A 25,426-nucleotide genomic window follows, 5' to 3' on the forward strand; every position below is an offset into this window, starting at 1 on the left:
AGGGAAAATGATGAACTTATCTTCACAGCTGCATGAAACCGCACAGAAGCTGGGTGAAAAACCGGCCTATTATTTCATGGACAAGGAAAGCACTTATGCTGAGCTTGATGCGGCAGTTACAAAGTTTGCTTCAGGCCTTGAAAAGCTGGGTATCCAAAAGGGAGACCATGTTGCACTGCTTCTCGGCAATTCTCCATTCTTCATTATCAGCTTGTATGGGGCGATGCGCCTGGGGGCGACCGTGATTCCGATTAACCCGATCTATACGCCGGATGAAATTGGCTATATTGTCAAAAACGGTGATGTGAAAGCCATCATCAGCCTGGACTTGCTGGTTCCAATGGCAGAGAAAATGCATGGGGCGCTTCCATCGGTTGAAAACTATATTATTTGTGAAACTCCGCAAGGCAAGCAGGCGGATGCTGATGTCTCGGCCCTGAGTGTCTATCCTAAACTGAAATCGTTTACATCAGTTCTGGCATCAGGTGATGCAGGGTACCAGGGACCGGAGCTTGAGGAAGAGGATACAGCTATCATCCTTTATACATCAGGCACCACAGGAAAGCCAAAAGGCGCAATGCTCACGCATAAAAACCTTTACAGCAATGCAAAGGATGTAAGCGATTACTTAAAAATGAATGAATCGGACAGGGTCATTACGTCGCTTCCGATGTTCCATGTCTTCTGCCTGACTGTTGTACTTAACGCACCTCTGATGAATGGAGCGACCATCCTGATCGATCCGAAATTCAGCCCGAAAGAAGTATTCAGGCTGGTAAAAGAGTATGAGGCAACTGTTTTTGCCGGTGTGCCGACCATGTACAATTTCCTGCTGCAATACAGCGATGGAAAGGCGGAAGATTTAAAGTCCCTCCGCCTCTGCATTTCCGGCGGTGCATCACTGCCGGTAGCATTGCTTGAAAACTTTGAAAAAAAATTCAATGTCCTTATTTCTGAAGGCTATGGCCTGTCCGAGGCATCGCCGGTAACATGCTTCAATCCGCTTGACCGGCCGCGCAAGCCTGGTTCAATCGGAACATCCATCCTGAACGTTGAAAACAGAGTTGTCAATGAACTGGGTGATGAGGTGCCGCCTGGTGAAGTCGGCGAACTTGCTGTAAGGGGCCCGAATGTTATGAAAGGCTATTATAAGATGCCTGAGGAAACTGCTGCTTCCATCAGGGATGGCTGGCTTTTTACAGGAGATCTTGCGCGGATGGACGAAGAAGGCTATTTCTATATTGTAGACAGGAAAAAGGAAATCATCATTGTCGGCGGCTACAATGTCTATCCAAGGGAAGTGGAGGAAGTGCTGTACAGCCATCCGGGCGTGGTTGAGGCGGCTGTCATCGGCGTGCCGGATCCGAATCAGGGAGAAGCGGTCAGAAGCTATGTTGTGCTGTCCGACCCTTCTCTCACCGAGGAAGAGCTTATAGGCTATTGCAAACAGCATCTTGCTAAATACAAGCTGCCTTCCTCAATTGAATTCCTGGACGAGCTGCCTAAGAATACGACAGGAAAAATATTGAGAAGAGCATTGAAGAAACAGGTTCTCCAGACCAAATAAAGCTAAGATGGCAGTTTGTCCATGGCCATTCTGCCGATATGTGAAATATCATTTACATCTTGTTTTTCAAAACCAGGCCGGACTTCGCCTCCAGCCTGGTTTTTTGATTTGAGCAGGAAGCTGCCTGCTTCCATCCTGTCATCTTCCGCCGGGGATAATATAGAAACGCTTCACACAATGAGCGAAAAGAAAGGGTTTTCATACCTGGAAAGCGAATTATGCAGATAGATATTAAAAAGGAGTTGAAAACGAAATATGAGCAGCATTGATTTGAAAGTGGAGAACCACGCGGCCATTATTACCCTGAACAGGCCAGAAGCCCTGAATGCTTTTAATTATGAGACTCTTGAAGAGCTGCAGCGGACAGTGGAGGATATCAGGATCAATCCGGATGTCCGGGTTGTCATTTTTACGGGAGCAGGCGATAAAGCATTCAGTGTCGGGGCTGACCTGAAGGAAAGAAAGACACTTTCTCAGACGGACGTTAAAAGGAATGTATATAAAATCGGCGAGGTATTCTCATTGATTGAGAGTCTCCCGCAGCCTACGATTGCAGCCATCAATGGATTTGCTTTTGGCGGGGGGATGGAACTGGCCCTGTCCTGTGACTTCAGGCTGGCTGCCCAGGGAACGAAGATGGGGTTGACTGAAACCAGCCTTGCCATCATCCCCGGAGCAGGCGGGACGCAGCGGCTTCCCAGGCTGATCGGGCAGGCAAAGGCACTTGAGCTCATCCTCACTGCAAGGAGACTCACATCAGAAGAAGCTTTGCATTACGGATTATTGACAAAAGCAGTCCCTCTGGATCAGCTTCTTGAAGAATGCCTGAAGCTGGCAGAAGAAATGCTGGCTAACGGGCCTGTCGCCCTTCAGCAGGCTAAATTTGCTGTAAAACAAGGGATGAATGCGGATCTGCAGACAGGTTTGCAGATTGAGAGAAAAGCCTATGAGGTGACCATTCCTACAGAAGACAGGCTGGAAGCCCTTCAGGCGTTCTCAGAAAAAAGGAAGCCTGAGTTCAAAGGAAGATAATAAAACACCCTGTGAATGGAATGCCGTTCACAGGGTGTTTTTGAGTTTTCATATTATTAATTTTTAAAATTGTCAAAATACATCTTGAATCCAGCACGGTTCGCCTATATAATTTAGTGAATAAAAGCATAAAAGCATAAAAGTAAAAAAGCGGAATAGCGATTGATAGGACAAGAATGGGGGATATTTCATGAAACAGAAAAAGTTTGGATTGGCTGCGGCAGGACTGCTGGCAGCAGGATTGCTGTCAGGGTGCGGTTCAGATGAAGCAGGAGGAAAAACGGCGGCAGAGGGGGAAAAAACGTATCAAATCGGCGTAACGCAGATTGTGGAGCATCCTTCTCTTGATGCTGCGCTTGAGGGGTTCAAAAAGGCCCTTGAAGATAAAGGGCTCGAGGTTGACTATGATGTCCAGATCGCCCAGGGCGACCAGAACAACAACCAGGCAATCGCCAACAACTTTGCCGGAGACGGTGTGGATCTTATCTTCGCCAATTCGACGCCGAGCGCGTACGGGGCACTGAATGCGACAAAGGATATCCCAATCGTTTTCACCTCTGTAACAGATCCTGTTGGTGCTGAGCTTGTTGCCTCGATGGAGGAGCCTGGAGAAAATATCACTGGCACAACAGATACCCATCCGGATGCCATCCCGAATACGGTGAAATTCATGGCTGAGCAGATGGAAGGAAAAACGGTAGGAGTCATCTACAATTCGGGGGAGCAGAATTCCAATGCCCAGATTGATCTTGTGAAAAAGGCGATGGAAGGAACAGACTTAAAGCTGGAAGAGGCCACAGTATCAGCTTCCTCAGAGGTGAAGCAGGCAGCTGAATCCCTTGTAGGCAAAGCAGACATGATTTATATCATTACGGATAATACAGTTGTTTCCGCGCTGGAGTCGGTCATTCAGACAGCCAATGACAATGATATCCCGCTGTTTGTCGGTGAATTGGACTCAGTCGAGCGCGGAGGGTTTGCTGCTTACGGTTTTGACTATGAAGATATCGGTTATGAGGCAGGGGAAATGGCGGCCGAAATCCTTGAAGGAGAGAAGAAGCCATCAGAGCTCCCTGTGCAATATCCGCAAAACTTAAAGCTCCTGATCAACAAGAAGGCTGCAGAGGAAATGAATATCGGGCTTAAAGAGGAATGGAACAGCCTGGCTGAATTTACTGAATAGAATGATAGAATTACCTCCCGGAGAAAGGAAGATTATATGTTCACAGCGATATTTGGCTCAGTGGAGGCTGGTGCGATTTATGCTTTGATGGCCCTTGGTGTGTACCTGTCATTCCGGGTACTTGATTTCCCGGACCTGACGGTGGATGGGAGCTTTGTTACAGGTGCGGCTGTCGCTGCTTCAATGATCGTGGCAGGCGTGAATCCGTTACTTGCTACCATAATGGCCATGATATGCGGCTTTGCTGCCGGGTGCCTGACAGGCCTGCTCCACACAAAAGGAAAAATAAACCCCCTTTTGTCCGGCATATTAATGATGATTGCCCTTTATTCTATTAACCTGAGGATAATGGGAAAATCGAATGTCCCCCTCCTTTCAGAGGAGACTGTCATCACAAAGCTGTCCGGCTTTTGGGAGTCACTGCCGTTCGACAGCGGGATGGCATCCCTTTTGACGGGCATGGGGCTCGAGGGGATGGTTCCCAAAACATGGGGGATCCTGCTAGTAATGCTTGCTGTATCAATGGTCATTAAGCTGCTGCTCGATGCTTTCCTGAAAACGGATATCGGGCTTGCCATCAGGGCAGTGGGCGATAATGAGACAATGGTGCGGAGCTTTTCAGCAGATACCGATACACTCAAAATCCTGGGACTGGGGTTGTCCAACGGACTTGTTGCTTTTTCAGGAGCCCTTATTGCCCAGTACAATGGCTTCAGCGATGTCGGCATGGGGATCGGCATGATCATTATCGGCCTTGCCTCCGTCATCATCGGCGAGGCGGTCTTTGGGGCAAAAACGATCTTCAGGGCGACTTTAGCCGTTATTGGGGGAGCCATCCTTTATAGAATCATCGTGACCCTTGCCCTGAGGGCCGATTTTCTTGAAACGGGAGACATGAAGCTCATTACGGCTGCGATCGTTGTCTGTGCGCTCATCATCCCAAGGATGATTGAGCGGCAGCGGGATAACAGGCGCAGAAAAAAAAGGGGCTTTGATAAAGATGAGCTGAAAAAAATGGCAGAAGAAGGCGGTGGGCAGGTTGCTGCAGCTAAAACAGATTTATAAAGTATTCAATGAAGCTACCCCAGATGAGAAAAAAGCTCTTCAGCATCTTAACCTATCCATGCAGCCAGGAGATTTTGTCACTGTCATCGGCAGCAATGGGGCAGGCAAGTCCACCTTGATGAACATCATATCAGGCCGCCTCTATCCGGATGAAGGGGAAGTGCTGATTGACGGCAAAAATGTTACGCAAATGAAAGAGCACAAAAGGTCGCGCCTGATCGGCAGGGTCTTCCAGGACCCGATGGCAGGGACTTCCCCTAATCTAACCATTGAGGAGAATCTGGCGATCGCCTCTTCGCGGACTGGGGGGCGGGGCCTGAGGATGGGAATGACGAAGAAACGGAAGGCATTTTTCAGGGAGCAGCTCGAAATGCTCCACCTCGGGCTTGAGGACCGCCTTGAAGCAAAGGCTGGCCTTTTATCCGGAGGGGAAAGGCAGGCATTGTCGTTATTGATGGCAACCTTCACAGAGCCGAAAATCCTGCTGCTTGATGAGCATACAGCTGCGCTTGACCCGGCCAGGGCTGCCCTTATCACTGAACTGACCAGAAAGATCGTTGAGTCTTTCGGACTGACAGCCCTGATGGTCACCCATAATATGCAGCAGGCGATCGATCTCGGAAACAAGCTGATCATGATGGACGGTGGGCAGATCATTTTCGAAGCAGGAGAAAAGGAGAAGCGGGAACTGACAGTTGAAAAGCTGCTTGGGGAATTCCAGCGCATCCGCGGTGAGAAATTGAACAGCGACCGCGCTGTTCTTGCCTGAATAAAAGGTGCCGATGGTCTGCCATGCGGCACTTTTTATTTTGTTATTCGTAATACATGACTACCTGGCATTTTGCTGGTGCTTTCCCCGTATTCCTGTAGCTGTGGGTCTGGTCAGCGGCAAACCGGAGGGCAGAGCCTTCCTGGATCCTGTATGGCCGGCCACCGATGATTACCTCAATTTCCCCGCTTATGACTGTGATATATTCTTCTACCCCTTCGTTATGCTGATCTGATATCTGCTTCCAGTCAGGGGCGATTTCCACAATAAATATCTCGAATTTCTTTCGTGGATCAAAGGGGAACAGCGGGAACACTTTATACTTCCCTTTATTCTCAATGATCGGGTTAATCCGACTGATGCTGGCAAAAGAAACTTCAGATGATTTTTCTGCCATCAAAGAAGAAAAAGAAATCTGGAGGCCGCTGGCAATTTTCCATAATGTTGTGACGGTGGGGTTGGATTCTCCCCGTTCTATCTGCCCAAGCATTGCCTTGCTTACACCGGTTGCCTCTGCGGCCATGTCCAGGCTGAGACCTCTGCTCCTTCGTATATTCCGTAAATTTTCCCCGATATTTTTGTGAATATTCTCCATTTTTTCCTCCAAAGGAATTGTGTAATATAACGCACATATGTATAATATAACTCAAAAGTATAGAAGAAACACAGTACATTCCAATAATATTTTCCAAGATACATAACGGCAGGTGAGGATATGGCAGAATTAGCAGCAGAAAGGCCAGCGGGGGAGTTCCGCAAAGGGATACAGGCAGGGATAAGCATTGCGATCGGATATTTTCCGATTGCCATAACATTCGGGCTCTTGGCAAAGACTACAGGGCTTTCAGTAGGAGAAACAGTGCTGATGAGCCTGCTCGTCTTTGCGGGTGCGGCCCAGTATATCTCCCTGAGCCTCTTGACGCTGGGGACAGGGATATTTGAAATCATCCTTACTACCTTTATTGTTAACATCAGGCATTTCCTGATGTCAGCATCTCTTAATGAAAAGTGTGAAGACGAGCATACGGCAAATAAAATCATATTTGCTTTTGGCATTACAGATGAGACCTTTTCAGTTGCTTCCATGAAAAGAGAGAAAGTTTCTTCAGGCTATATGTTCGGCCTCATCTTTGTATCCTACTCAAGCTGGGTGGTCAGCTCCGGCATCGGCCATCTGATCGGCGCCAGTCTTCCGCAGACTCTCCAGGAAAGCATGTCAGTCGCATTATATGCCATGTTTGTGGGACTGCTCGTGCCTTCCATGAAGGGCAGTGCAAAGGTTGTGTTCCTTGCTGTGCTTGCAGCAGGGTTCAATACGATATTCACAATGGCAGATCTGCTGTCGACAGGATGGGCCATTGTCACAGCTACACTTTTGTCAGCACTGATTACTGAAGCTGTTGAAACTATCAAAAAGAGAAGGGGAGTTAATCGGCATGAATAGCCAAATCATTATGATGATCATCGGGATGGCGGCCGTTACCTATATTCCGAGGATGCTTCCCTTCGTCCTGTTCAGAGGGAAGGAGCTGCCTGCATTCTGGCAGGGGGTCTTGAGAAATGTCCCTTATGCGACACTGGGAGCGCTTATTTTCCCAGGAATCCTATTTATCCAGGAAGACATCTGGTACGGCCTGCTCGGGGCAGCTGCAGCTTTCCTGGCAGCTTACCTTGGAGCAAATGTTATCGTGGTTGTCCTCGGGTCGATCGCTGTATTGTCGGTATACTCCTATTTTTTCTAGCATGACTGCCAGGCTCAAGCTGCTGAGCCTGGTTTTTCTATTGAGGGCAGCGGTTTGAAAGCGGTTTGGGAGAATATATAATTGAGGCTCATCCATTTTGCTGTTCTAAAATAAACAATCGGTACTACACTGTAGGGAGAGAGGTTGTACAAAGAAAGCCCGTCCAGGCTGCCCGCTTTTTGCGAAAAAAGCAGCCAAGAAGAAAGGGGGAATTGAAATGGCTCGGAAAATCGGCTTTTACACAGTCATAGGATATGTAGTCTACGGGCTGTTTTTTTACTGGTATCTGTTTTATTTTGCGAATACAAGCCTGCCTTTTGAGTATCAGGGAACACAGGCAGACCCGGAAGCTTTTCTGAACGGGCGGGAGCTTATGCTGAGCGAAGAGTATTCCAAGATAAGGAACCTGCTGTTCTTTTTGTCCACACCCCTTGAATGGGTGTTTTATGTTCTCGTCCTTGTGACCGGCCTGTCTTCAGCCATGAAGAAGTGGGCGGGGAAGTCGGCGCGGGCAAAGGCTCTGCAGACGGCCATCTATCTGCTGTGGCTCTCAGTCTTTGCTTTCGCCGCCACATTCCCCTTAAGCTTTATCAGCTATTCGCTGTCCAAGAGCTATAATATCTCAACACAGACCTTCAGCTCCTGGATGAAGGATGAACTGATCGACTTCTGGATCAATTACGGAACGATGTTCATTTTGGTTTCAGTGCTCTATTGGCTGATGAAAAAAAGCACAAAAAGATGGTGGCTGTATGCATGGCTGTTATCGGTGCCGTTCACACTTTTCATGATGTTCCTGCAGCCTGTTGTGATCGATCCGCTTTACAACGATTTTTATCCGCTTAAAAATAAAGAGCTGGAAGGAAAAATCCTTCAATTAGCGGGTGAGGCACATATTCCTGCTGAGCATGTGTTTGAAGTAAACATGGCGGAGAAGACCAACTCGCTTAATGCGTATGTAACAGGCATCGGTTCAAACTCACGGATCGTTTTGTGGGATACAACACTCAACCGGCTGAGTGATGACCAGATCCTGTTCATCATGGCGCATGAAATGGCCCACTATGTAGAGAAGCATATATACATAGGGATTGCGGGTTATTTAGTGCTTTCCTTGATCGGCCTGTATCTGATATCGAAGCTGATGAAGCTGGTGATTGCAAGATGGGGGAGAGCCTTTAAGCTGCAGGAGGTTTCCGACATCCGCTCACTCCCTCTGTTCCTTGCGCTCCTTTCGATACTGCTTTTTGCTGCCAGTCCGGTTACCAACCTTGTCTCAAGATATCAGGAAATGAGAGCTGACCGGTATGCCATTGAAATGACGGATGATCCGGAAGCGGCAATAGGGACATTCCAGGAATTGACGAAGGCAGGCTTGAGCCAGGTAAAGCCGCCGCTGCTTGTGAAGATTTTCCGGTACGGCCATCCGACCATGCTGGAGCGTATTTCCATGCTGGAAGAGTATGAAATGAAAAATAGAACTGGATCCGGCAGCGAATAACAGCTGTTAAGCAGAGGGGCACCCGGCCGAGCCGGGGCCTCTTTGTTTGTTGAATCTTTTTCACAGTCGAATCCGTATGATTATTATACGAACCAAAAAAGGGGACCTGGTAATGAATCTGGATCAAAGAATTGCTGAAGCAAGACAGCGGGAACAGCAGTATGAAAAATATAAAAGGCGCCTTGAGGCGCTGATGGCTGAAAATGATCAGGAAAAGGCTTCATCAGAAAGGCTGAAGAAAACTTGGGAGAAGGAACTGAAGGAAGCGGATAAGCTAGAAGGCCCATCATTGTCAGGATTCTTTCTGATGCTCAGCGGCAAGAAGGAAGAAAGGCTGCAAAAAGAAAAAGAGGAAGCGTATAAAGCAAGGATTCTGTATGATGAGTCCCTGAAGAAAATAAAGGATTACGAAGCTGACATCAGCTCGCTCAGTGAAAAAGCTGCCGGATTGGAAACGGCTGGGGCGGTGTACAAAGAGCTGCTATTGGAAAAAGAACGTCTGATCCTGCAGGAAGGCGGAGCTGTCAGCGATATGCTTTTTCATTTATCAGACCGGCTGGAGGAAAGGAAAGCGATAATTCAGGAAATACGGGAAGCTGAGAGTGCTTTGGTGGAGGCAAGGGAAGCCTTGCGCAAAGCTGATGGCGAGCTTTCGAGCGCGAAAAATTGGGGTTTCCTCGACCTTGCGGGAGGCGACTTCCTCTCGACCATGGCGAAAAGGTCATATATGGACAAGGCAAAAGAGTCCTTGCATGACGCACAGCACAACTTGAAAAAGCTGCAGAAGGAGCTTGATGACCTTGGCCGCTCCATTTCCTCCGAGCTTGAGGTGGGAAGCTTTTTGGGCATTGCCGATCTTTTCTTTGATAATATTTTTTCCGATTGGATGGTCCAGGAGAAAATCAATGCCTCTGCTGATAAAGTGAAGGAATGCCTGAATGTGCTTGAGGACCTCGAAATCGAACTCAGAACGGAGAAAGATGCTGCAGAACGGGAGATTGAGATCTTAAAAGAGAAAAGGGTAGAGTATTTGGGCCACTGAACGGTCCGTGGATAATAAAGAAGACCCTCCGGCCGGACCGGAGGGTTTCCAGTTTTCTAGTTTCCAAATCGTTCGTTCAATTCTTTGTACTCTTTTGATAGCTGGGTGAATAGGGCCTTGTTGCGATCATCGAGGGCTTGATCGATTTTTTGGGCCAATTTTTCTTTTTCGGATATCAGCTGGACTTCCGACAAGAGCATTTCAATGTAGAGGTGTAAGACGTACGTGTCCTTAAGCTGGTTGCGGTTCATCGTGTTCTTTTTCATCGACTCTGCATATGACTTCTCTTTCATGAAAATCACCCCTGCTGCTTTTTAATATTATATGGAGGAGCAGGGGAAAATTCAACTAAATTATTTAAATTTTTAGAAAATTAATTCCGTGACAGTGGCATTTGACAATAATTGACTAAAAATTTGCAATTATCTGGAATAAAGATGGTATAATGAAATGAAACGAAGAGCAAAGGAGATGAATCACTTGGATATGCATAAAAAAAGATTGGTGGAGGAGTACGAAATAAATCCTTCTACGATGATCATCCTGCCGCAGATATACGGCAAAAAAATTTATTCGCGGATCTTTGAGGTGGAAGATGAATTCCTGTCCCCGTTCAAACTGTTTGATATCGTCAAAAAAAGCTGCGGCTACTTTGGCTCCTCTTATGAGGGACGGAAGGATGCGACCAAGGATATCATTGGCGTGACGCATAAAGTCCCAATTGTCATCGATCCGACAAACCTGCTGTATTTTTTTCCGACAACTTCCCCGAACAACCCCGACTGCATCTGGATCTCTTATGAGCATATTGCAGCCCACCATCGTACAGATCCCTCACATACCAAGGTCGTATTCGGAAACAAGCATACACTGATCCTCCCTGTATCATCCAGCTCATTTGAAAATCAGCTCCTCCGGACAGCTCATCTAAGGACAAAGCTTCATCAGCGGATCGAAGGGCATGGCAGGAAGATGTTCTATTTCACAGATAATCAGAGGCTCAACAGGGCTTCAGAACCCGTCGGGAGCTACCGGAACAGGAAGCTCGAGTGACCTCCGGCATGCGCCTATGCGGTAAATTAGAGATGCTGGCCTGGCCTCTTCAGACGTAGGCGGCTCTCTTCCTGCATCGTCCAGCGTTTGAACAAGTAATATTCCATCAGCTCCTGCACCCTGTTGCGGATCCTCGGATTAAAATAATTATGGTGCTCTTCATACCCTTTATAAAGGAACATGAACATCGTAAATGCTTCATCACGCTTGATCTCCTGGACCTGGAGGCGGTTATCCTTCATATAGCGCTTTACGCCTGCCAGCTCTGTCTGGATGAATTTCATCGTATCCTCAATTAAATTCAGGTAAGGCTTTTTGAGTTTAAAGGGACTATTATTAATCACACCTATGTCCCTGTTCAGCACAACCAATACCATAGGAAGATAGATTGCCTGCTCCATAATATTTCGGTCATCCTCTGGAATTCTTGTCATATCAGCTTGCTCCTCCGAACAGAAATAGAACGTTTGTTCGTTATTATTTTACTGAATCCCTGCCTTCTATGCAAGTCGAATTTAGCATCACTCTATAACAGTCTTCCTCATATTTGGGCATAGAGCTCATTTGGAGCGGAAAAAATATTTTTCCTGAAAAAATGTCAGTCAGGCAGGAAAAGTATTTCTGTTGTCGAAATAAGTAGAATGGTTTTACATATAAAGGGGAGATGATTATCATGGCAAAAAACACCATTGCATCAAAAGATCTGCATCATTTAAAATCAGCGGCCGACCCCCAGCTGGCGCCGAACGGCAAGGATTGTGTCTATACGGAAACCGTTATCCTGGAGGAAAAGGATGCATACAGCTCCAATCTTTATTACATAAACACGGAAGATCAAAGCGCTCCTGTCCAATGGACATTCGGCACATGGCGCAATCATTCGCCGCGCTGGTCGCATGATGGACGCCAGGTGGCCTTTGTGTCTAACCGAAGCGGGAAAAATCAAATCCACATTCTTTCCGCAGCCGGCGGAGAGGCCCGCCAGCTTACATACTGCAAGAACGGGGCTGGCAATCCGGTATGGTCGCCAGACGGCTCCAGAATCGCCTTTACTGTTTCCCTCGGAGAGGGAGAATCGGTTAATGACCGCGAAGGCGGGGAGGAAAAAGATGAAAAGCCTGCTCCGCTCGAAGTGAATAAAATGAGGTATAAATCCGATGCCCAGGGCTTCTGGAACGGAAAATTCACCCATATTGCCATTGCTGACACAGATACCGGCAACATCGAGCAAGTGACAGAGGGGGAAAATGATTACAGCCTTCAAAGCTGGTCGCCGGACGGAAAGCATTTGGCTGTGACAGCAGACCTGAGCGGGGACAAGGATTTTTCATACGGCAGCGATGCCTACCTGATTAATCTTGAAACGAAAGAGCAGGAGAAAATCACCCAGGGTACAGGCTATTTCGGCAATATCACCTGGTCGCCTGACAGCCGCTATCTTGGTTTGATCGGACATGAAAGGGAGTTTGAAAATGCTACACTTTCAAAAGCATGGGTGTATGACCGTGAGCAGAGAGAACTCCGCTGCCTGACTGCAGATACAGACCTGCTGATCGGGGATTATGCGATCGGCGACTTCCAGCAGGGAGCCGTTTCCCCAGGCCTTCTTTGGTCAAATGATAATCGGAGCTTCTATTTCATTGCCACTGATAATGGCAGCACTGCAGTCTATTACGGGACGGTTGAAGGAGAGCTGTTCCCTGCGCTGCTGGACAGGCAGCATGTCTATGGGCTGTCAACCGGAGGGAATAATGACAGAGCAGTAGTGGCTATAAGCAAGCCAGACCATCCGGGTGACCTGTTCCTGCTGGAAATCACTACAGGAAAACTGGAGCAGCTGACCGCTGTCAACTCTGAGTTTCTGGAGAAAACCGGCCTTTCCGCAGCAGAGCCGATTGAATTTACTTCTGCTGACGGATGGGGTCTCCATGGCTGGCTGATGAAGCCTGCCGGTTTTGAGGAAGGAAAGAAATATCCGCTGGTCCTTGAAATCCATGGCGGACCGCATGCGATGTATGCCAATTCCTATTTCCATGAGTTCCAGGTCCTTGCAGCTAAAGGCTATGCTGTACTCTATATCAATCCGAGGGGCAGCCATGGGTACGGGCAGAAATTTGTGGATGCCGTCCGCGGTGACTACGGGGGCAGGGATTACGAGGATTTGATGGATGCAGTCGATTATGTGCTGAAAGAATATTCGTTCATCGACCAGGACAGGCTCGGGGTGACGGGAGGAAGCTATGGCGGCTTCATGACCAATTGGATCATCGGCCACACAGACAGGTTCAAGGCAGCCGTCACCCAGCGCTCGATCTCAAACTGGATCAGCTTCTATGGAGTAAGCGACATCGGCTATTATTTCACAGATTGGCAGATCCAAGCAGGGCTGGATGATATTGAAAAGCTATGGAAGCACTCGCCGCTTGCTTATGTTGATCAAATGAATACGCCATTGCTGATCCTTCACGGCGAAAAGGATTTCCGCTGTCCGATTGAACAGGCGGAGCAGCTGTTCATCAGCCTGAAGCACCGCAAAAAAGAAACGAGCTTTGTCCGGTTCCCTGAATCCAACCATGAGCTCTCCAGGAGCGGGAAACCTTCGCTCCGAATCAGCCGCCTTGATTATATCTCAGGCTGGTTTGACAAGTATTTGTAATTTTTTATCAGTAAATAGCAGGATAATCCAGAAAAACAACCGCAAAGCTGTGAGTCTTTGCGGTTTTTTGTGTACAATAAAATAAAGGCCAGTCCTTCAGGATGCCAAGCGGCCAAGGAAAAATAGAAAATGCCAGAAGGACAAACGAAACCTTTTGCTCGCAGACAGAGTCATATAAAGTGGTTATTCTTTTTATAAACCGGAGCTTTGAAAATGCGGTTCTGCAGGCTTGCTGGAAATAACAGCTGCTGCGGACCTGACTATATGATGGAAGGATAATTGTGATGAGATCGGATCGATACGAAAAAAAGCAGAAAAAGAAGAAGCGCAAATGGAAGCTGGCTGTGTTGTTCCTGCTTTTGATTATTGCCGGCACTCTTGCTTATGCATACTACCAGTTTAATCAGGGTGTGGCCCAGTCTGAAGATAAAGTGAATAATACTAATGAAGTAAAATATGAATTCAATGGCGAAACAGACAAATACGGGGGCACGAACGTACTGCTGCTTGGAAGTGATGCACGCGGGGAAGAAACGCCGCGGACCGATACAATCATGGTAGGTCAATATCATCCTGATAAGGGGACCTATAAGATCATTTCCATCATGAGGGATTCTTATGTAGACATCCCGGGCCATGGGAAAAACAGGATTAATGCTGCGTTTGCGTATGGCGGCCCAGAGTTATTGAGGCAGACAATCAAAGAGAACTTTGATATTGATATACAGTATTATTCAATTGTCGATTTTCAGGGATTTGTTCAGCTTATCGATGAAGCATTTCCGAATGGTGTCGAAGTGGACGTTGAAAAGGAGATGTCGGATAATATAGGTGTAACGCTGAATCCAGGGCTTCAAAGGCTGGACGGAGAGCACTTGCTCGGATATGTGCGCTTCCGGCATGATGCTGTAGGCGATTTCGGCAGGGTGGAGAGGCAGCAGAAGGTGATGACAGAAATTGCCGATCAGTTCACCAGCATCCAGACATTGCCGAAGCTTCCTAAACTGGTAGGTGTCGTCACCCCGTATATCAATACAAATATGGATACCGGAGACATTTTATATATGGGCAAAAGCCTGCTGTCTAAAGAAGGCAGGCAGATTGAGACATTAAGGGTCCCTGTTGAAGGTTCCTATTGGGATGAAACAACTCCAGGAGGTGCGGATGTCCTTGGGGTCAATCTGGAACAAAACCGGCAGGCGGTCAGCGAATTTTTGTCGAAATAATAGGCACAGGGAGGAATTTGTGGTGTAAAGACGCCTTGCCAGAGGTAAGAATAAATACCGAATTGTTTTTACTAAGGAGATTTTTCAATGGATTTTGACTTGCTCAAGGATTGGCTGACACTGGAAAATATAATGGATCTTATTGAACGCTACCGTTCTTTTGGGCCGCTGCCTGGAATATTGCTGCCAATGCTTGAAGCTTTCCTGCCTTTTCTGCCGCTGTTTCTGTTCGTCATGGCAAATGCCAATGCATTTGGATTGTGGCTCGGCTTTCTGATATCCTGGGCAGGTGCATGCGCTGGGGCCATGCTTGTTTTTTATCTTGTCCGTACATACGGGCAGAAGAGGCTATTAACCTTTTTGAGAAAACATGCAAAGGTGCAGCAGCTGATGAGCTGGATTGAGCGCCATGGCTTTGGCCCTTTGTTCATCCTGCTTTGTTTTCCCTTTACCCCGTCGGCTATTGTGAATATAGTGGCCGGGCTTTCCAAAATAAGCTTTGCTCAGTATATGCTTGCCGTGCTGACAGGCAAAATGGTCATGATTTTTACCATGAGCTTTATTGGCTACGATATAAGGTCATTGATTACCCAGCCTATCAGGACAGTGATTGTCCTTGCTGTTATTTTTATTCTTTGGTATGTCGGGAAAAGGATTGAAGTAAAGATAAATATGGGAGCAGATAAAGACAGCAGCAAATAAACCAGGGAGGTGGGGGACCGCGTGAAAGAAGAGGTTAAGCGGGAGGGTCTTGAGTGGATAAAGGCCTTCGCGATCGGAATTATCATTTTTGTATTTATCCGTATGTTTTTCTTCTCAAATTATGTGGTTGAAGGCGGGTCCATGATGCCGACGCTGCAGGATGGAAACAAACTGGTAGTCAATAAAATCGGCTATCAGATCGGAGAGCTGCAAAGATTCGATGTCATAGTCTTCCATGCAAATGAAAAAGAGGATTTTGTTAAAAGGATCATCGGACTGCCGGGTGACAGGGTCGATTATAAAGATGACCATCTGTATATCAACGGCAAGCTTGTGGAGGAGCCTTTCCTTGAAAAATACAGAAAAGAGACCCTCGGCGACCGCCTGACCGGTGATTTTACCCTGGAGGAAGTGGCACACACCGAAACAGTGCCTGAAGGACAGCTGTTCGTCCTCGGGGACAATAGACTGGAAAGCTGGGATGGCCGGCATTTCGGATGCATTGATGCTGACCAGGTGGTAGGAAAGGTAAATCTTCGCTACTGGCCGATCGATGAAATGGATATTAAATTCTAAGGACTTGGAGAATTCAAGTCCTTTTTGTGTGCAAATATGCTAAAATAATCTAAAAATTATAAAAATGGAAAGGGGGGATAAAAATGCCTGTCATCAAAACCAAGCTGATGGTGCCGCCAGTCAAGGAAGGATATATAAGGAGAGCAAGGCTTTCAGCAAAAATGAAAGCGGTTGCTGAATATCCGCTGTGCATTGTCGAATCAGGTGCCGGGTATGGAAAAAGTACGGCCCTGGCCCTGTTCGTCCACGATGAAAAGCTTCCTTGCAGCTGGTATTCCATATCATCCGAGGATGATGATATCATTCCTTTTCTATCCTGCCTTGTGGCATCGGTCCGGTTGGCGCATCCTGATTTCGGGACTGAGATCTTAAGCATCCTGGAGCAGCTGGACCGGTATGTAAAAGAAGAAGAGATTCGTTCACTCGCCTCTTTATTTTTAAATGAAGCAGCCCTTCATGGGGAAAATATACTGCTGATCCTTGATGACTTTCATCAGGTTGAGCACTCCTATACGATCAACTGCTGGATGGAAACCCTCCTTGAACATATTCCGCCGAATCTTCATCTTATTATCTCAAGCAGGAGCAGGCCGGGATGGAAGCTGCTGAAAAAGATGAGGGTCACAGACAAGCTCCTTGAAATAAAGAAAGAGGACCTGGTCCTTTCCCGGGATGAAGTGGAGCTGCTCTTGAATGAATTATACGGAATTTCCATTAAGCAGGGGGATTTGGACAGAATTTGCCTTGCTACAGAAGGATGGGTCATTGCTGTGGGGATGATTGGACAGCAGCTGACAGACAAAAAAAGCATCTCTAATTTATTCGGAGCATCGTCCGGCTCCCTGGCGGACCTTTTTCAATATCTGGTCACAGAGGTATTTGCCAAGCAGCCGCCGCTTATCCAGCAATTCCTTGAACAAACAAGCATTTTTGATGATATGACAGAAGAGCTTTGCAATGAGGTCCTGGGGATCGCCGGGGCAGGGGCAATGCTTCAGCAGCTGACAGAGAAGAACCTGTTTATCCATAAGGTAGGGGAAAAGGTATACAGATACCATGCTCTATTTAAGGAATTCCTGGAAAAGCAGCTGAAAGCCGGCCAGCCGCATAGCTACCGCCTTTTAAATGAGAGATGTGCACGCCATTTCGTACGGAGCCTTCAGTGGGATGATGCCCTTAAGCATTTTGAGAAGATTGGTTCAACAGAGGAAATGGCGTCTATATTAAGCGACCAGGGGCTAAGGATGCTTGAAACCGGTAAGCTGGGAAGCCTGTCAGACAGAATTGCGGGCATCCCCGGGCAGACAAAGGACAGGTTTTATCCCGTCTGGTTCCTTGAAGGGGAAGTATTGCGCTACAGATCTTCTTACCAGGAAGCAGAGCTTGCCTATGACAGGTCAGCAACAGGGGCTGACGGTAAGAAGGACCTGATTTGGAAGGCGCGTGCACTTGAAGGGAAGGCAAGGATCTATCTGGACACGATTCAGCCGCATAAAGCAGAGCGCATTTTATCCCAGGCGATACAGCTGAAGGAAGGGGATATCCGCGGGGGAAGGGATGAACCGGCGAGACTTTATCATTTGCTTGCGGAAAACCTAATAAATGCCGGGCAGGCCGCCAAAGCAGAAAAATGGATGGAGAGGGCAGAATCCATGGGTCATCAGATGCTGGACAAAAGCCTGCTGGCCCGGCTTTATTTAAGGACGGGTAAATTGGCAGAAAGCAGGAAAATTTTGATGGCCGGCCGCAAAACAAAGAGTGAGGGCAAACCGCTCCCGAAATCCCACAGGGAGACAGATCTGCTGCTGGCCCTTATCGAGGCATTTACAGGCAATGGGGCAGAAGCGAAAAAGTTGTCCCAGGAAGGCATCCAGCAGGGAATCAGTACAAAGGCGCCGTTTGTAGAAGCCTGCGGGTGGATCAGACTTGGGCATGCGGCACAGCTGCTGGGGGAATATGATTCTGCTCTTGCGGAAAAATGCTACAGGACTTCCCTGGACATAATGGACCGGCTTGAAATTGAAAGAGGAAAAGCAGAGCCGTTAATGGGATTATGCATTTTATACGGAGAACGGAATGACTACAGCAAATCGATGGATGCCGGGAAGGCAGGGTTGCAGGAAACCGAGAGAGTGAAGGATATGTGGCTGTCTTCCCTGATCCTCATCAGTATGGGCATCAGCTCTGCTTATGGGAGCCGCTTCGGTGAAGCAGATAAGCATTTTGATCTTGCATCAAGCATGCTTCAGCAGTGCGGGGATGATTACGGCTGTATGCTGGCTTTATTCTGGAAAGCCTATTCTGCTCATCAGCAGGGGCTTCAGGAAGATTTTGAACACTCATTCAAGTCTTTCCTCAGCCAGATGCAATGGGGGGACTATGAGTTTTTCCTGTTCAGAAGGACATTGTTCGGCCCAAGGGACCTGCAGATGTTTGCACCCATTCTGATTGAAGCAGAAAAAAGCGGCATTATGCCTGATTATACTGCAAGGCTGCTAAAAGAAATGAATCTTGGCAACCTTCATTCCCACCCGGGATTCACCCTCAAAGTGAAAACGCTCGGGCAGTTCCGTGTATGGCTGGGCGATAAGGAGATTGACGAAGGAGGATGGCAGCGGGGCAAAGCTAAAGAGCTCCTCCAGCTTTTTCTCACACACCTCCACCAGCTTATCCGGAAAGAGGATATATTTGATATGCTTTGGCCGGAGCAGGATGCCGCGAGTGCGGATAGAGACTTTAAGGTTGCCCTGAACGCACTCAATAACGTACTTGAACCAAACCGCAAGCCAAGGAAGAACCCATTCTTCATCAGCAGGGAAGGCACCTCTTATGGGATAAATCCAAAGGCTGTCATTGATTTGGACTCCATCCTATTTGAGGAGTGGATCAAAGATGGGCTGGAAGAGAAAGACCATGGAAAAAGCATCCACAGACTTGAAAGAGCCCTGAAACTGTATGCCGGGGACTATCTGCCTGAGCGGCGCTATGAGGATTGGTGCATCAGTGAAAAAGAAAGACTGCAGGTATACTTTCTGAGAGGTGCTGAAAAGCTCGCGCAGCTTTGTGTCCGGAAAGAAGACTATGACATGGCGATTGAATGGTGCGAAAGAATAATAGAAAAGGACCGGACGTGGGAGGAGGCTTACAGGCTCCTGATGTACTGTTATTACAGCAAGAATAATCGCCCCCGGGCAATCAGATGGTTCCAGAAATGCTGTGAGGTTCTTGAGGAAGAGCTGGGCGTGGCGCCTCTGGAGCCTACGCTCCATATGCATGAAATGATCATGGAATCGGGCAATATTGCGGGCCATGCATAGCGGGATTTTGTGTAAAAAATGTAAACAGGAATGAATATCGCCAATTCTAGGGCGAATAAATGAAAAACTGGGGTGAATCATTCTAATTCTTGGGCGAATAACAGCCAATTAGGGTAGAAAAGATTTAATTTAGAATGAATAATGCCAGCCGCCCGCTTTGGGGCGCTGTTCTAACCTGCATCTGCCTGCGCCGGAGCCTTTGCTCCGGCGCATTTTAGCATTAGAGAATTTAATCGGTGTGTTTTCCGCTTTTTATTTGTCCAGCTCCGGCTCCTAGGTGCTCGAGTCATAAGCCACTTTGGAACCGAAGGCAAAGAACGCCTTCAATTCCAAAGCGTCTTATGCTTGTCGCACCTTAACAGTCGCCTCCGCTTTTCTAATTGTCCAGCTCCAAAGCCTAGCCCCTCGAGGTCTTAAGTCAAGTAGATCAAAAGGTTAAAGAGCCAACCTTTCGCTCTGCTCGCCTTAAGCTTGTCGGGGCTGAGCAAGGCTTTTCCGCTTTTCTATTTAACAAGCTGCGCCTTATAAGCAGGCTGGCAGTATACACAGATGTGGACATTGACGTCGGCAATGAGGATGTCGGCGGCATTGTATTCAATATCACAGAATGAGCAGGCAACCATTTTGTCTTCTTCGAATGCTTCAACAGTTTCAGGAATAGGGTCATTTACCTTGATAAGCTCTACCCAGATGCCTTTTGAAAGCGGAAGATTGGTCTTTAAATATTCATTGGCTGCCTCTTCTGTTTCCCAAAAGCCTAAGTCCCACAGCAGTTCATTTGCGCTTCCATCCTGTGTCATCAATCCATAAACTGTTTTCATTATCTTTCGTCTCCTCTCAGACGGAAATTAAGATCAATAGATTTCTTATCTCTTTTCCGCTTTTCTTAAGTATTAAACCATTTGCAGGAATTTCCAGATCGGGCAGGTCTATTTCATCCGGCAATAGAAATTAAGAATATATCTTGGCTGTAACCGATTTGTAACTGGGGCTGATTAGGATGAAGGCAGGAAGATTTGCAGCAAACAATTGATTTCAAGGGGGAGAAAGGATGAAAAAGAATACAGGGAAAATGGCATTGGGCTGCCTGATGTCGCTGATGGTGGTCTTTTCGAGTGCCTGCAGTTCAGAAGAATCGGGAGGCAGCGGGGATGAGAAGAGCGATCCGATCAAAATCGGCGTGCTGGCCTCGCAGACAGGCGGGCTTGAGTCATATGGGGAACAGACACTCCGCGGCTTTGAGCTGGGCCTGGAATATGCAACAGACGGTAAAAATGAAGTGGCTGGAAGGAAGATTGAATTCATTGTAGAGGATACTGAAACAAAGCCGGAAGTGGCCGTCCAAAAGGCGACAAAGCTGCTTGAGGAAGATGAAGTTGACTTCCTGGTCGGATCCTCCAGCTCCGGTGATACATTGGCTGTTCTTCCCCTCGCAGAAGAATATGAGAAAATCATGGTCGTCGAGCCGGCGGTAGCTGACAGCATCACAGGCTCAGAGTTCAATCCTTATATTTTCCGGACCGCGCGCAACTCTTCTCAGGATGCAGTCGCTGGTGCTGCAGCCATCGCTGGTGAAGGTGTAAAAATAGCGACGCTTGCTCCTGATTATTCTTTCGGGCGCGACGGTGTGGCTGCATTCCGGGATGCAGCGGTGAAGCTTGGCGCTGACATTGTCCATGAAGAATACGCGGATCCTGCCGCAACCGACTTTACTGCAAACATCCAGAAAGTGATTGATTCCAAGCCGGATTATCTGTTTGTTATCTGGGCGGGGGCCAACTCACCCTGGAATCAGATCGCTGATATGAAGGTCCAGGATAAAGGCATCAAAATTTCCACAGGTGCACCGGATATTGCTGCCCTTGCGACAATGGAGCCATTGATCGGGATGGAAGGGTTCTCCGTCTACTATCACGATCTTCCGGATAACGAAATCAACAGCTGGCTGGTAGAGGAGCATAAAAAGCGGTTTGACGGGGATGTGCCGGATCTCTTCACTCCAGGAGGCATGAGCGCCGCGATCTCCATCGTGGAAGCACTGAAGAAAACGGAGGGCAGTACAGATGCAGACACGCTCATTGAGACAATGGAAGGAATGAGCTTCGAGACGCCGAAGGGGAAGATGACATTCAGGGCAGAAGACCACCAGGCCCTTCAGGCATTGTACGCAATCAAGCTGGAGAAAAAGGATGGTGTCCCATACCCTGTACCGGTGCTTGTGAGGGAACTGTCACCTGAAGAGACAGCGCCTCCTGTACTGAACAAGTAAGTGAAAACCGGATTATAAAATGCAGTAATGGCAATGGACTCCGGCAGCAGGCCTGAGTCCATTGCTGCAAAGCGGATCCGGGGAGAGCCGGGCATTCTTTTGGAGTATGCCGCAGGCAGCTGAATATAAAGTGGAGGTGGGCATGTGGGTCCAATCATAGAAACAAAAGATTTATCAATATCATTCGGAGGCCATAAAGCAGTGGATTCTGTCTCGCTTGCTGTCCCGGAAAATGAATTTTTATCAATTATCGGTCCAAATGGAGCCGGCAAAACGACGTTTTTCAACCTGCTGAGCGGTCAGCTCGCCCCTACAGGGGGATCTATCCATTTGCGAGGGGAAGACATCACAAAGCTTTCTCCTGTTGAAAGGACGAGAAGGGGAATCGGAAGAAGCTTTCAAATTACCAATGTATTTCCAAGTTTGACTGTGTTGGAGAATGTAAGGCTTGCAGTCCAGTCGCAGGCAGGCATCCGCTATCAGATGCTGCGCCATTTCAAAATGTACAAAGAGCTTGAAGAAAAAGCGTCTGAATGGCTGAAGCTGGTATTGCTTGATAAAAAACAGGATGCAGCCGCCGCCAATCTGGCGCACGGCGAGAAAAGGAAGCTCGAGATCGCTATGCTCCTCGCCCTGAATACCGAGGTTTTGCTTCTGGATGAGCCGACAGCAGGAATGTCGCTGGAAGAGGTTCCGGCCATCCTCGAAGTCATCAGGAAAATCAAGCAGGAGAGCGGGAGGACCATCATTCTGATTGAACACAAAATGGATATGATCCTTGATTTATCAGACAGCGTCATGGTCCTGTTCAATGGCTCGCTTCTGGCTAAGGGGACTCCTCGGGAAATCATGGAAAATGAAACGGTGCAATCCGCATATCTGGGAGGTTTTGAGCATGCAGGCTCAGCTTAAGCTGTCAGATGTCGAAACGTATATAGGCCAGTATCATATCCTGCAGGGAGTCTCGCTGGAAGTGGCAAAAGGGGATGTTACCGTGCTTCTGGGCCGCAACGGCGCAGGGAAGACCTCCACCCTCAGAACCATCATGGGGCACAATGTCCTGAGCAAAGGAAGCATAGAGTGGAAAGGGACAGAAATCGGCGGACTGCCTCCTTATGAGATTGCGAGAAAAGGGCTTGGCTATGTGCCGGAGGACCAGGGGATATTTGCGGGGCTGACAGTTGAGGAAAATATGAAGGTGGCCATGCGGAAAGAGACTCCTTCCGCTTTGGAAAAGCTGGATTGGACCCTGGACCTTTTCCCGGATTTAAAACGATTCTGGAAAAAGCCGGGCGGCCTTTTAAGCGGAGGACAGAAACAGATGCTTTCCATCGCACGGGCTTATGTGAATGATAATGATTTAATGCTGATTGATGAGCCGAGCAAAGGACTCGCACCGATCATGGTTGAAAAAGTAATGGATTCAATCATGCAAATGAAGGAAAAAACCACGATCGTCCTTGTGGAGCAGAACTTTATGATGGCGAGTACGGTTGGCGACCGCTTCTACATTATTGATGATGGAAGAACGGTAGGGGGCGGCCCGATGTCAGTGCTGAAGGAAGATGAATCTATGAGGAAAAAATATTTGGGCATTGCCTAGAAAGGAGAGTATAAGATGGAGGTGCTTATTAACCTTGCCATAAACGGGCTTGCGACCGGTATGCTGATTTTTTTGCTGGCGGCAGGGCTGACGCTCATATTCGGACTGATGGATGTCCTTAATTTTGCCCATGGCGGACTGTTTGCTTGGGGGGCCTACAGCGGGACATGGATATTTGCCCAGACAGGCAGTTTTGCTGCAGGGATCATCGGGGCAGTCGTGACCGGGCTCATACTGGGTTTTTTGACTGAACGGTGGATCATCAAGCCGGTATACGGGAATCATGTCCAGCAGATATTGATCACACTTGGCCTGATGCTTGTATTATCTGAGCTTCTTAAGGTTGTCTGGGGCCCCAATCAGCTGTCAGCTTCTCCGCCATCCTACCTGGCCGGAAGCTGGGAGCTTGGCGGAGTGATCATTATTAAATACAGGGTATTCATCATCATCGTCGGCCTGCTCGTTTTCCTCGGGGTGCAATATATCTTGCGCAACACAAAAATCGGACTCGTTGTACGGGCCGGTGTCATGGATAAAGAGATGGTCCAGTCCCTGGGGATCAATATTAAAAGAGTATTTATGATTGTTTTCATGGCAGGATCGGGAATGGCCGCATTGGGCGGGGTGCTTTTAGGCCCGTATTCGGGTGTCATCCATGCGGAGATGGGGATGGAGTTTGCCATCCTTGCTTTCATCGTTGTTGTAATTGGAGGGATGGGCAGCTTCTCGGGATCCATTCTTGCTGCCATTCTGGTAGGGCTTGCCGGAGCCTTCATGTCCTATTATGTTCCATCCCTTTCCCTGGCCGTTAACATGCTGCTGATGGCTGCCGTGCTTATCTTCAGGCCGCAGGGGCTATTCAGATTGAAGGGGCGGGGAGTATGAAGCATACCATTGATAATAAAAAGGCCATGATCTACACCTTTATAGCAGCGGCATTGATGCTGCTTCCATTTGTATATGAATCAAGGACCATGCTGATCTTGTTTACACAGATCTTTATTTTTGCCATCTTTGCCATGAGCTACGATATCCTGCTTGGATATACAGGGATTGTTTCCTTCGGCCATGCCATGTTTTTCGGGATCGGGGCCTATACAGCAGGCGTGATGATGAAAAGAATGGAACCGACGATGGTGAACCTCCTATTGGCTGTGCTGCTGACAATTGTTCTGACCGCAGTCCTCAGTTATGCAGTCGGCCTTCTGACACTAAGGCTGAAAAGCCATTTTTATGCCATGCTGACCCTGGCATTTGCCGGCCTTTTCCTGGTTCTTGCCGAGAAGTGGAGAACCGTTACGTACGGAAACGACGGATTTACCTTCCGGGTCCCGGATTTATTAAAAGACCGGACAGACTTCTACTTCATCTGCCTGGCGGCTATGATTCTCGTTTTTATGATATTGTCGCGGTTCACCCATTCTCCGCTCGGAAGGGTGCTCCAGGCCATCCGTGAAAATGAACAGCGGACAGAGTCCCTTGGCTATAATGTGATTCAGTACAAAATTGCTGCGAGTGTTGCAGCCGGTGTTATAGCGGGGATTGCCGGGATGCTGTACAGCATATCCCTCCGCTTCGTCAACACGAGCGTATTTACGATGGATATCACTCTAGATGCCCTGCTGATGACGATTATAGGCGGGGTCGGAACATTGGCGGGGGCTATCATCGGGGCGGGGATTATTGAATTTGCCCACCACGGGCTGACAGAACTTGCAAAGGTCCATTGGATTTTTGAACGGTGGATCATCTTCTTTGGAATCATATATATACTGGCCGTGATGTTCTTTCCGAAAGGGATTCTCGGGACGCTCAAAGGGAAGCAATGGAAACGCACGGGAAAAGAAGCAGACAAAAAAGAAGAAAAGATTGCCGGCTAGGGGGGAGAAGATGGTTCATGGCCAGGTTGCCTCGTTCATTATCCGGATTTATCTGAGTGATCAGGAAGGAACACCAGGCAAAAGGAATTGGAGGATTAAGGTGACGCATGTGCAGGAAGACAGAGAAACATTCTTTGAAACGCTGGAAGAAGCCAATGATTATATGAAATTGGCAGCCGGGGCGATGGGGCCGGTGCAATAAGGAGGCGGAAAATCTGGATATCGGAATAGCGGCAACAGGCA

The 25,426-nt window shown here is 48.0% G+C and carries 26 protein-coding genes; 21 read left to right on the forward strand and 5 right to left on the reverse strand.

The window, feature by feature from the left end:
- Positions 1 to 10 precede the first annotated feature (10 nt).
- On the forward strand, positions 11 to 1,567 hold the full coding sequence (locus N288_RS06560) for a fatty acid--CoA ligase family protein (RefSeq protein WP_041825242.1): 1,557 nt from the start codon (positions 11 to 13) through the stop codon (positions 1,565 to 1,567).
- A gap of 2 nt (positions 1,568 to 1,569) precedes the next feature.
- Here N288_RS06560 and N288_RS25635 read toward each other — a convergent pair whose 3' ends face one another.
- The gene (locus N288_RS25635) at positions 1,570 to 1,701 is read right to left on the reverse strand and encodes a hypothetical protein (RefSeq protein WP_009793936.1); all 132 of its coding nucleotides are present in this window, start codon (positions 1,699 to 1,701) and stop codon (positions 1,570 to 1,572) included.
- A gap of 121 nt (positions 1,702 to 1,822) precedes the next feature.
- Here N288_RS25635 and N288_RS06565 point away from each other — a divergent pair, with 121 nt between their 5' ends.
- The 4 genes from N288_RS06565 to N288_RS06580 all read left to right on the forward strand — a co-directional run bounded on the left by N288_RS06565 (position 1,823) and on the right by N288_RS06580 (position 5,616).
- Positions 1,823 to 2,599, forward strand: coding sequence for an enoyl-CoA hydratase-related protein (locus N288_RS06565; protein ID WP_022543583.1), 777 nt, complete (start codon positions 1,823 to 1,825; stop codon positions 2,597 to 2,599).
- Positions 2,600 to 2,789: 190 nt separating this feature from the next.
- Entirely contained in the window at positions 2,790 to 3,782 is a 993-nt protein-coding gene (locus tag N288_RS06570; RefSeq protein WP_009793981.1) for an ABC transporter substrate-binding protein, read from the forward strand.
- Positions 3,783 to 3,818: 36 nt separating this feature from the next.
- On the forward strand, positions 3,819 to 4,847 hold the full coding sequence (locus N288_RS06575) for an ABC transporter permease (protein ID WP_009793982.1): 1,029 nt from the start codon (positions 3,819 to 3,821) through the stop codon (positions 4,845 to 4,847).
- The gene (locus N288_RS06580; protein WP_009793983.1) at positions 4,822 to 5,616 is read left to right on the forward strand and encodes an ABC transporter ATP-binding protein; all 795 of its coding nucleotides are present in this window, start codon (positions 4,822 to 4,824) and stop codon (positions 5,614 to 5,616) included. The genes N288_RS06575 and N288_RS06580 overlap by 26 nt, the downstream gene beginning before the upstream one ends.
- Before the next feature lie 43 nt (positions 5,617 to 5,659).
- Here N288_RS06580 and N288_RS06585 read toward each other — a convergent pair whose 3' ends face one another.
- Entirely contained in the window at positions 5,660 to 6,211 is a 552-nt protein-coding gene (locus tag N288_RS06585; protein WP_022543584.1) for a helix-turn-helix domain-containing protein, read from the reverse strand.
- A gap of 120 nt (positions 6,212 to 6,331) precedes the next feature.
- Here N288_RS06585 and N288_RS06590 point away from each other — a divergent pair, with 120 nt between their 5' ends.
- The 4 genes from N288_RS06590 (at position 6,332) to N288_RS06605 (ending at position 9,901) form a co-directional block, all read left to right on the forward strand.
- On the forward strand, positions 6,332 to 7,060 hold the full coding sequence (locus N288_RS06590) for an AzlC family ABC transporter permease (protein ID WP_009793985.1): 729 nt from the start codon (positions 6,332 to 6,334) through the stop codon (positions 7,058 to 7,060).
- Positions 7,053 to 7,358: an AzlD domain-containing protein gene (locus N288_RS06595; protein WP_009793986.1), complete on the forward strand. Its 306-nt coding sequence runs from the start codon at positions 7,053 to 7,055 to the stop codon at positions 7,356 to 7,358. The genes N288_RS06590 and N288_RS06595 overlap by 8 nt, the downstream gene beginning before the upstream one ends.
- Positions 7,359 to 7,575: 217 nt before the next feature.
- Positions 7,576 to 8,859 (forward strand): M48 family metallopeptidase, encoded by a 1,284-nt coding sequence (locus N288_RS06600; protein WP_009793987.1) that lies wholly within the window; start codon positions 7,576 to 7,578, stop codon positions 8,857 to 8,859.
- 112 nt (positions 8,860 to 8,971) lie between these two features.
- Positions 8,972 to 9,901: a hypothetical protein gene (locus N288_RS06605; protein WP_022543585.1), complete on the forward strand. Its 930-nt coding sequence runs from the start codon at positions 8,972 to 8,974 to the stop codon at positions 9,899 to 9,901.
- Positions 9,902 to 9,957: 56 nt separating this feature from the next.
- On the opposite strand, the gene N288_RS06610 is transcribed toward N288_RS06605, so the two are convergent.
- A complete protein-coding gene (locus N288_RS06610) occupies positions 9,958 to 10,194 on the reverse strand; it encodes an IDEAL domain-containing protein (RefSeq protein ID WP_009793989.1) in 237 nt (78 codons plus the stop codon).
- A 193-nt stretch (positions 10,195 to 10,387) separates the two neighbouring features.
- Here N288_RS06610 and N288_RS06615 point away from each other — a divergent pair, with 193 nt between their 5' ends.
- Positions 10,388 to 10,954, forward strand: a complete 567-nt coding sequence (locus tag N288_RS06615; RefSeq protein WP_156917045.1) for a competence protein ComK — start codon at positions 10,388 to 10,390, stop codon at positions 10,952 to 10,954.
- A gap of 26 nt (positions 10,955 to 10,980) precedes the next feature.
- Here N288_RS06615 and N288_RS06620 read toward each other — a convergent pair whose 3' ends face one another.
- Entirely contained in the window at positions 10,981 to 11,388 is a 408-nt protein-coding gene (locus N288_RS06620; RefSeq protein ID WP_009793991.1) for a hypothetical protein, read from the reverse strand.
- A gap of 230 nt (positions 11,389 to 11,618) precedes the next feature.
- On the opposite strand from N288_RS06620, the gene N288_RS06625 reads away from it, so the two are divergent.
- The 5 genes from N288_RS06625 (at position 11,619) to N288_RS06645 (ending at position 19,431) form a co-directional block, all read left to right on the forward strand.
- A complete protein-coding gene (locus tag N288_RS06625) occupies positions 11,619 to 13,610 on the forward strand; it encodes a S9 family peptidase (protein ID WP_009793992.1) in 1,992 nt (663 codons plus the stop codon).
- Positions 13,611 to 13,894: 284 nt separating this feature from the next.
- Positions 13,895 to 14,836 (forward strand): LCP family protein, encoded by a 942-nt coding sequence (locus N288_RS06630; protein WP_009793994.1) that lies wholly within the window; start codon positions 13,895 to 13,897, stop codon positions 14,834 to 14,836.
- Between the two features lie 87 nt (positions 14,837 to 14,923).
- Positions 14,924 to 15,538 (forward strand): TVP38/TMEM64 family protein, encoded by a 615-nt coding sequence (locus tag N288_RS06635; RefSeq protein WP_009793995.1) that lies wholly within the window; start codon positions 14,924 to 14,926, stop codon positions 15,536 to 15,538.
- A gap of 21 nt (positions 15,539 to 15,559) precedes the next feature.
- Complete coding sequence (lepB, locus tag N288_RS06640; protein WP_022543588.1) at positions 15,560 to 16,114, forward strand: signal peptidase I; 555 nt, start codon at positions 15,560 to 15,562, stop codon at positions 16,112 to 16,114.
- A gap of 83 nt (positions 16,115 to 16,197) precedes the next feature.
- Positions 16,198 to 19,431: a BTAD domain-containing putative transcriptional regulator gene (locus N288_RS06645; protein ID WP_009793997.1), complete on the forward strand. Its 3,234-nt coding sequence runs from the start codon at positions 16,198 to 16,200 to the stop codon at positions 19,429 to 19,431.
- 503 nt (positions 19,432 to 19,934) lie between these two features.
- On the opposite strand, the gene N288_RS06650 is transcribed toward N288_RS06645, so the two are convergent.
- A complete protein-coding gene (locus N288_RS06650) occupies positions 19,935 to 20,252 on the reverse strand; it encodes a hypothetical protein (protein WP_009793998.1) in 318 nt (105 codons plus the stop codon).
- Between the two features lie 230 nt (positions 20,253 to 20,482).
- Here N288_RS06650 and N288_RS06655 point away from each other — a divergent pair, with 230 nt between their 5' ends.
- The 6 genes from N288_RS06655 to N288_RS06680 all read left to right on the forward strand — a co-directional run bounded on the left by N288_RS06655 (position 20,483) and on the right by N288_RS06680 (position 25,385).
- Positions 20,483 to 21,700: a substrate-binding domain-containing protein gene (locus N288_RS06655; RefSeq protein ID WP_009793999.1), complete on the forward strand. Its 1,218-nt coding sequence runs from the start codon at positions 20,483 to 20,485 to the stop codon at positions 21,698 to 21,700.
- A gap of 144 nt (positions 21,701 to 21,844) precedes the next feature.
- The gene (locus N288_RS06660; protein ID WP_009794001.1) at positions 21,845 to 22,612 is read left to right on the forward strand and encodes an ABC transporter ATP-binding protein; all 768 of its coding nucleotides are present in this window, start codon (positions 21,845 to 21,847) and stop codon (positions 22,610 to 22,612) included.
- Complete coding sequence (locus tag N288_RS06665) at positions 22,596 to 23,303, forward strand: ABC transporter ATP-binding protein (protein WP_009794002.1); 708 nt, start codon at positions 22,596 to 22,598, stop codon at positions 23,301 to 23,303. Before N288_RS06660 ends, N288_RS06665 begins: the two co-directional genes overlap by 17 nt.
- Before the next feature lie 15 nt (positions 23,304 to 23,318).
- Positions 23,319 to 24,188 (forward strand): branched-chain amino acid ABC transporter permease, encoded by an 870-nt coding sequence (locus N288_RS06670; protein ID WP_009794003.1) that lies wholly within the window; start codon positions 23,319 to 23,321, stop codon positions 24,186 to 24,188.
- Complete coding sequence (locus N288_RS06675) at positions 24,185 to 25,183, forward strand: branched-chain amino acid ABC transporter permease (RefSeq protein WP_009794004.1); 999 nt, start codon at positions 24,185 to 24,187, stop codon at positions 25,181 to 25,183. Before N288_RS06670 ends, N288_RS06675 begins: the two co-directional genes overlap by 4 nt.
- A gap of 10 nt (positions 25,184 to 25,193) precedes the next feature.
- Positions 25,194 to 25,385: a hypothetical protein gene (locus tag N288_RS06680; protein ID WP_009794005.1), complete on the forward strand. Its 192-nt coding sequence runs from the start codon at positions 25,194 to 25,196 to the stop codon at positions 25,383 to 25,385.
- The last annotated feature ends 41 nt before the right edge of the window (positions 25,386 to 25,426 follow it).

This window comes from Bacillus infantis NRRL B-14911 (assembly GCF_000473245.1).
Classification (GTDB): domain Bacteria; phylum Bacillota; class Bacilli; order Bacillales; family Cytobacillaceae; genus Bacillus_AB; species Bacillus_AB infantis.

Bases quoted from the DNA above. Each gene is read 5' to 3' on its own strand.
- N288_RS06560 (WP_041825242.1), top strand. From the start codon at position 11: ATGAACTTATCTTCACAGCTGCATGAAACCGCACAGAAGCTGGGTGAA.
- N288_RS25635 (WP_009793936.1), bottom strand. From the start codon at position 1,701: ATGGAAGCAGGCAGCTTCCTGCTCAAATCAAAAAACCAGGCTGGAGGC.
- N288_RS06565 (WP_022543583.1), top strand. From the start codon at position 1,823: ATGAGCAGCATTGATTTGAAAGTGGAGAACCACGCGGCCATTATTACC.
- N288_RS06570 (WP_009793981.1), top strand. From the start codon at position 2,790: ATGAAACAGAAAAAGTTTGGATTGGCTGCGGCAGGACTGCTGGCAGCA.
- N288_RS06575 (WP_009793982.1), top strand. From the start codon at position 3,819: ATGTTCACAGCGATATTTGGCTCAGTGGAGGCTGGTGCGATTTATGCT.
- N288_RS06585 (WP_022543584.1), bottom strand. From the start codon at position 6,211: ATGGAGAATATTCACAAAAATATCGGGGAAAATTTACGGAATATACGA.
- N288_RS06590 (WP_009793985.1), top strand. From the start codon at position 6,332: ATGGCAGAATTAGCAGCAGAAAGGCCAGCGGGGGAGTTCCGCAAAGGG.
- N288_RS06595 (WP_009793986.1), top strand. From the start codon at position 7,053: ATGAATAGCCAAATCATTATGATGATCATCGGGATGGCGGCCGTTACC.
- N288_RS06600 (WP_009793987.1), top strand. From the start codon at position 7,576: ATGGCTCGGAAAATCGGCTTTTACACAGTCATAGGATATGTAGTCTAC.
- N288_RS06605 (WP_022543585.1), top strand. From the start codon at position 8,972: ATGAATCTGGATCAAAGAATTGCTGAAGCAAGACAGCGGGAACAGCAG.
- N288_RS06610 (WP_009793989.1), bottom strand. From the start codon at position 10,194: ATGAAAGAGAAGTCATATGCAGAGTCGATGAAAAAGAACACGATGAAC.
- N288_RS06615 (WP_156917045.1), top strand. From the start codon at position 10,388: ATGCATAAAAAAAGATTGGTGGAGGAGTACGAAATAAATCCTTCTACG.
- N288_RS06620 (WP_009793991.1), bottom strand. From the start codon at position 11,388: ATGACAAGAATTCCAGAGGATGACCGAAATATTATGGAGCAGGCAATC.
- N288_RS06625 (WP_009793992.1), top strand. From the start codon at position 11,619: ATGATTATCATGGCAAAAAACACCATTGCATCAAAAGATCTGCATCAT.
- N288_RS06630 (WP_009793994.1), top strand. From the start codon at position 13,895: ATGAGATCGGATCGATACGAAAAAAAGCAGAAAAAGAAGAAGCGCAAA.
- N288_RS06635 (WP_009793995.1), top strand. From the start codon at position 14,924: ATGGATTTTGACTTGCTCAAGGATTGGCTGACACTGGAAAATATAATG.
- N288_RS06645 (WP_009793997.1), top strand. From the start codon at position 16,198: ATGCCTGTCATCAAAACCAAGCTGATGGTGCCGCCAGTCAAGGAAGGA.
- N288_RS06650 (WP_009793998.1), bottom strand. From the start codon at position 20,252: ATGAAAACAGTTTATGGATTGATGACACAGGATGGAAGCGCAAATGAA.
- N288_RS06655 (WP_009793999.1), top strand. From the start codon at position 20,483: ATGAAAAAGAATACAGGGAAAATGGCATTGGGCTGCCTGATGTCGCTG.
- N288_RS06665 (WP_009794002.1), top strand. From the start codon at position 22,596: ATGCAGGCTCAGCTTAAGCTGTCAGATGTCGAAACGTATATAGGCCAG.
- N288_RS06670 (WP_009794003.1), top strand. From the start codon at position 23,319: ATGGAGGTGCTTATTAACCTTGCCATAAACGGGCTTGCGACCGGTATG.
- N288_RS06675 (WP_009794004.1), top strand. From the start codon at position 24,185: ATGAAGCATACCATTGATAATAAAAAGGCCATGATCTACACCTTTATA.
- N288_RS06680 (WP_009794005.1), top strand. From the start codon at position 25,194: ATGGTTCATGGCCAGGTTGCCTCGTTCATTATCCGGATTTATCTGAGT.